6 protein-coding genes are annotated in these 5,083 nt (G+C 69.7%); 4 read left to right on the top strand and 2 right to left on the bottom strand.

The annotated features are described in order from the left end of the window. Positions 1-43: 43 nt before the first annotated feature. Entirely contained in the window at positions 44-1,621 is a 1,578-nt protein-coding gene (locus VI078_11285) for a hypothetical protein (GenBank protein HEY5999864.1), read from the bottom strand. 210 nt (positions 1,622-1,831) lie between these two features. Here VI078_11285 and VI078_11280 point away from each other — a divergent pair, with 210 nt between their 5' ends. Beyond that, on the top strand, positions 1,832-2,197 hold the full coding sequence (locus VI078_11280; protein HEY5999863.1) for a TraR/DksA C4-type zinc finger protein: 366 nt from the start codon (positions 1,832-1,834) through the stop codon (positions 2,195-2,197). Positions 2,198-2,376: 179 nt separating this feature from the next. On the opposite strand, the gene VI078_11275 is transcribed toward VI078_11280, so the two are convergent. Then, positions 2,377-2,655: an acylphosphatase gene (locus VI078_11275; protein HEY5999862.1), complete on the bottom strand. Its 279-nt coding sequence runs from the start codon at positions 2,653-2,655 to the stop codon at positions 2,377-2,379. 131 nt (positions 2,656-2,786) lie between these two features. Here VI078_11275 and bamD point away from each other — a divergent pair, with 131 nt between their 5' ends. The 3 genes from bamD to VI078_11260 are packed head-to-tail and all read left to right on the top strand — an operon-like array spanning position 2,787 to position 4,849. Next, complete coding sequence (gene bamD, locus VI078_11270; protein HEY5999861.1) at positions 2,787-3,569, top strand: outer membrane protein assembly factor BamD; 783 nt, start codon at positions 2,787-2,789, stop codon at positions 3,567-3,569. A gap of 23 nt (positions 3,570-3,592) precedes the next feature. Further along, positions 3,593-4,321, top strand: a complete 729-nt coding sequence (locus tag VI078_11265; protein ID HEY5999860.1) for a tetratricopeptide repeat protein — start codon at positions 3,593-3,595, stop codon at positions 4,319-4,321. Positions 4,322-4,327: 6 nt separating this feature from the next. Further along, positions 4,328-4,849: a response regulator gene (locus VI078_11260; GenBank protein HEY5999859.1), complete on the top strand. Its 522-nt coding sequence runs from the start codon at positions 4,328-4,330 to the stop codon at positions 4,847-4,849. Positions 4,850-5,083 lie beyond the last annotated feature (234 nt).

The following is a 5,083-nucleotide window of genomic DNA, read 5'->3' as shown; positions in this document are numbered from 1 at the left end:
CCGGCCTGCGCGCGCTCGCGGGGGCCGCGGACGAGCCCGCGGCTCACGGCGGCGGCTGAGGGCTGTGCTCGACCGCCCGGACGGCGCCCTCGAGCTCCCGCATCTTCTCGCGGGCGAGGCGGTCGGAGGGACGCACCGCGGACGCCTTTCGGTACTGATCGAGCGCCGCGCTCAGATTCCCGATCCGCTCCAGGGCCTGGGCGCTGCGCATGAGCAGTCCGAAGCGATACCACGGACTGAGCTGTGCCGCCGCGTCGAGGTACGGCTGGGCCTCCGACGTTCGACCCGCGGCCGCCAGCGCAAACCCGACGTGGCTGTAGGCCTGCCAATTGCGCGACGTCGTCGCCGCGGCGTGCTGAAACAGGGTGAAGTCGTCGCGCCAGTAACCGGCCTGGATCCGGGTGATGGGCAACAGGGCAGCCAGCCCCACGACGGCCGCGCCGGCTGCCGGCCGCACGAGCGCGGCGCGGGCGGCCAGCTTCCCGATGCCCCAGGTCGCCATGACAAAGACGCCGATCAGCGGCAGGTACGTGTAGCGATCGGCCATGCGCTGGTCACCGACCTGGATGAGCCCGATCACCGGCGTCAAGCCGACGAGGTACCAGAGCCAGCCTGTCGCCAGCCACGGTTGCGACCGCACCCTTCGCCCGGCGAGGATGCCGATTCCTGCCACGATGCACAGGGCGCCGCCCACGAGCGGCGCCGTCAGCTCCCGCTCGCCCATCGGGTAGAAGGCGGACAGCCGCGCGGGCCAGGCGAACTTCACCAGGTACTCCGCGGCTGAGACCACGGCGTTGGCGGCGCGTTGGCCGAAGGGGTAGCCGGACAACTCCAAAGAGGAGAAGCGCCACTGCGCGCGGAGCGTCATCGCTCCGGCGGCAAGAGACATCGCCAGCAGGGGGCCCTTCTCGACAAGGCAATGCGCCAGAGGCTTGACGCGCAGAACGCGGGGCCGGTCCTGACCAGCCGCGGTCCGGCCCCCGTCGAGGCGTCGCAAGGGCCAGAAGTCCAGGAGCAGCAGCAGCAGCGGCAGGGTGACGAGCATCTGTTTCGCCATCAGGCCCAAGGCGGAGAGGACCAGCAGCGCCAGATACCGGGCCGCGCCCGGCCGCCGGACGTACCGCACATAGGCCAGGAGCGCGAGCATGAAGAACATTCCCGCGAGAACATCCTTGCGGTCAGCGATCCAGGCGACGGACTCCACGTGCAGCGGATGCACGCCGAAGAGGAGGGCGGCGAGCCCGCTGCGCCAGAGGGTGCCGGTCATCTCCGCGAGCGCCAGAAACAGCGCGAGCGTGGCGACAAGGTGCAGCAGGAGGCTGGTCAGGTGGTGGCGCCGCGCGTCGAGGCCGAAGAGCTGCACATCGGCTTGATGGGAGATCCAGGTCACCGGGTGCCAGTTGGCCTTTTCGAAGCTGCCGAACGCCCAGAGCACGTTCTCCGACGTGAGGCCGGAGCGAACGTGCGGATTCTGGGTAATCATGTCCAGGTCGTCGAAGTTGGTGAAGCCGTTGCCCAGCGAACCGGCGTAGACCCCCGCCGTCACGATGAGCATGCACAGGCCGACCAGACGACGGGGGGTCAGCACCCTTCTCGGCGAGCCGTCGCGGCCTTCCGTCACGGACGGGTCCTCGGCCGGCCGGGGAGAGGAGGCGGACGCATGTCCTTCGGGAATGCCTGCGACATGACGGGGCATTGTCGCGACGGCAGGAATCAGGTGTCAAGCGTCCGCGGGCCGGGGAGCCGCAGGACGGCGCAACGCGAAGGTTGAATACGCCGGTTCAGGTGTGCTATACACGGAGCCCATTACTTTCCAGGAAAGGCTTGCACCATGAGAAAGAGGGAACTCGAAAAGATCCGGAAGCACCTGCTCGAGCTCAAGGAAAAGCTCACGTCGGGTGCCCTCGAGGTGGGCGATCGGGATCTGAGCTCCGACCGCGAGGACCTGCTCGATTCCGGCGACGTCGCCACCGTCGAGCTGAACCAGAGCTTCAAGATCAGGCTGCGCGAGCGCGAGGAGAAGCTGCTCCGCAAGATCGAGCAGGCGCTCGGTCGCATCGCGGCCGGCACCTACGGGATCTGCGAGGAGTGCGGCGAGGAGATCGAGATCAAGCGGCTCGCCGCGCGGCCGGTGACGACGCTGTGCATTGACTGCAAGAGCCGGCAGGAAGCCGAGGAGAAATCGCAGGGCCAGTAGCAGGCCGCTGATACGGGGCCATCTGCGGCGTCGGGCTTCTCGCGCCTGCCTGCGGCGGCCGCCAGGCCGCCTCAGCATTCGCTTCGTCGCCCTTCTTGCATCTGACCCCGTCTGAGCGCCCTGCCATTCCCGTTCAGGTTCCGGGTTCCTGTCGCTGCGCACGCCCAATCGTGGAAGAGTCAGCGGACGATGGTGAAGCCGTCGTGCTCGCCCGTCGCCGGGCCGCGGGTGACCTCGACCGCGTCCACGCGCGCTCCCGGGGGGCCGACGCGGCACCAGGCGAGCATGCTCTCGAGCGCGGGCGCCTGCCCCTCGAAGACCGCCTCGACGCTCCCGTCGGGGAGGTTCCTCACCCAGCCGTCGAGGCCGCGCCGGCGCGCCTCCTCCCGCGTCGAGGCGCGGAACCAGACCCCCTGGACCCTGCCGCTGATGCGCACTTCCAGTCTCTCCCGCGACATCACGCGCCTCCTTCGCAGCGGGCCGCCGCCCGTCGCGAGGACAGCGTAGCACAGCCCCCGCCGCCGGGAGCGCGGCGAGAAACCAGTTGACAGAACCGCCCGTCACCGTTACGTTTTCACCGGAAATAGCCATGAAGGAGAAACGCACCGTGATCCAAGGAACCGCCAGCAGTCTCCGTTGTCTGCGCCCGGGCTTCCGCGCGGCGGCCGTCGTCGCGATCCTGCTCGCGGCGGGTTGCGCCACCGGCAAGACGGGGGAGAAGTCCTCCCAGGAGCTCTACGAGGAGGGCAACCGCCTCGCGGGCAAGAAGAGCTATCCCGAGGCCATCGACTCCTACCGCGCCGCGGCGCGGACCTACCGCGGGGCCGACCTCGACGCCGCGATCCAGATCGCGCTCGCAGACGCCCAGTTCAAGAACGAGGACTACGCCGCCGCGGCGGAGTCCTACGCCGAGTTCCTGCGCATGCACCCCCACAACGCGCAGGCGGACTACGCGCAGCTGCGCATCGGCTCCAGCTGGTCGAAGCAGATGTGCACCGCCGACCGCTCCCAGGCGGCGGCGCACAAGGCGGTCGCCGCCTATGAGGCGCTCCTGCGCGGCTACCCGCGCTCGTCGCTCCTGGACGAGGGGCGCAAGGGGCTGGCGGACGCGCGCCGGCGGATCGCGGAGCACGAGCTGTCGGTCGCCCGGTTCTACGAGCGCCGCGGGTCTTACCGGGCGGCCGCGGGCCGCTACGAGGTCGTCCTCCAGGAGTACGGCGACCTCGGGTTCGCCGAGCAATCGCTCTACGAGCTCGGCCGCTGCTACGAGCGCCTCCAGGACGGCGCGCGCGCCGCGCAGCTCTTCGAGCAGCTGCGGCGGGACTTCCCGCAGAGCCGGTACCTCAAGGAAATCGGCGACCACAAGGGCTAGCCTGCGCGGCGGAGGGGGGGGCGATGACGGCGGCGAAGCGGAGCACCGAGCAGATCCACGAGACCTACCTGCTCGCCCGCAAGCTCTACGAGAAGGAGAACTTCCAGGAGGCCGAGAAGCTCCTCGAGGTCCTCGCGGAGGAGGCGCCCTTCTTCGCCGACGTCTTCAACAAGCTCGGCGTGATCTACCACCAGCGCGGGGCGTTCGGACGGGCGGCGAAGGCCTTCGAGAAGGCTCTGGAGCTCAACCCGCGCTACACGGAGGCGGCCCTGAACCTCGCGGTCACCTACAACAACCTCGGCCGCTACGAGAAGGCGAGCGCGGCCTTCGGGCGGGCCGCCGGCTTCAGCCAGGCCGGCCCGGGCGCGCTGGACCCCTTCATCCGCGGCAAGCTCGCCAACCAGCACGCCGATCTCGGCGACATCTACTTCGATCTCGGGCTGCACGCCGAGGCGGTCGCCGAGTACCGCAAGGCGGTCGAGCTGGGCCCGAAGTTCGCCGACCTGCGGACGAAGCTGGCCATCGCGTTGCGCGAGCGCGGCGACTTCGACCAGGCGCTCCAGGAGTTCCAGGAGGCGCTGAAGGTCAACTCCCGGTACGTGCCGGCGTACCTGCACCTGGGGATGACCTACTACATGCGCGGCCTCGTCGAGCGGGCGGAACGGGTCTGGAAGACCGCCCTCAAGGCGAGCCCCGGCGACAAGTCGGTGCAGGTCTACCTCGAGTTCCTCAAGGAACGGCGGAAGCGGTAGCGGCCGATGGCGGACTTCCCCTGTCACTGCGGCTTCGGCGAGGAGTACTTCACGATCGAGGGCGACGCGAGCGTCTGCACGGTCTGCGGCGGGACGGTGACCGGTCGCATCGGGGCGGTCTTTGACCAGCCGCCGGCGGCCGAGCCGCCGGCCAAGCGCGTCCTGGTCGTCGACGACCAGCCCTTCTTCCGGCTGCGCATCGGGGACATCCTCGCCCAGAAGCACCACGAGGTCCTCGAGGCGGGGGAGGGGCTGGAGGCGGTGCGCGCGCTCGCGCAGGCGATCCGCTGCGGCCAGCCGATCAGCCTCGTCATCCTCGACCTGAACATGCCCGGGCTGCTCGACGGCTTCCAGACACTGGGCGTGCTCAAGGCGATGGACGAGGAGCTGCCCGTGATCATCCTGACGGCGAGCCCGCCGACGCCGGAGCTGCTGCGCAAGCTCGGGCAGCTCAAGGCGAAGAAGTACCTGAACAAGTCCTCGAAGAACCTCGACGAGCTGCTCGTGCGCAACCTGGAGCCGGTCTAGGCTCCGTTCCGCGCGCCGGGCAGCACACGTCCCCGTGCCGGGCCACGGCCCGGGGGCGCCTGTTCCCTTCCGTCGCGCCACACGTGCACGTGTCGCGGGGGCGGGGCGGCGCCGTGCGGCCGCTTCGTTACGCGCTCGACCTGGGCTTGTCCGGCCCTCCACTCGAAACGCATAACTCGCCCTTCGGGCTCAAACAATGCGTTTCGCCCTTCGGGACGCTCCGGTCCGGCCGCC

The organism is bacterium (genome assembly GCA_036524115.1).
Lineage (GTDB): Bacteria > JAUVQV01 > JAUVQV01 > JAUVQV01 > DATDCY01 > DATDCY01.
This window is presented reverse-complemented; position numbering and strand designations above follow the sequence as displayed.

Excerpts from the sequence above, each read along its gene's own strand:
- VI078_11265 (HEY5999860.1), top strand. The coding sequence starts at position 3,593 with ATGACGGCGGCGAAGCGGAGCACCGAGCAGATCCACGAGACCTACCTG.
- VI078_11260 (HEY5999859.1), top strand. The coding sequence starts at position 4,328 with ATGGCGGACTTCCCCTGTCACTGCGGCTTCGGCGAGGAGTACTTCACG.
- VI078_11280 (HEY5999863.1), top strand. The coding sequence starts at position 1,832 with ATGAGAAAGAGGGAACTCGAAAAGATCCGGAAGCACCTGCTCGAGCTC.
- bamD (HEY5999861.1), top strand. The coding sequence starts at position 2,787 with ATGAAGGAGAAACGCACCGTGATCCAAGGAACCGCCAGCAGTCTCCGT.
- VI078_11275 (HEY5999862.1), bottom strand. The coding sequence starts at position 2,655 with ATGTCGCGGGAGAGACTGGAAGTGCGCATCAGCGGCAGGGTCCAGGGG.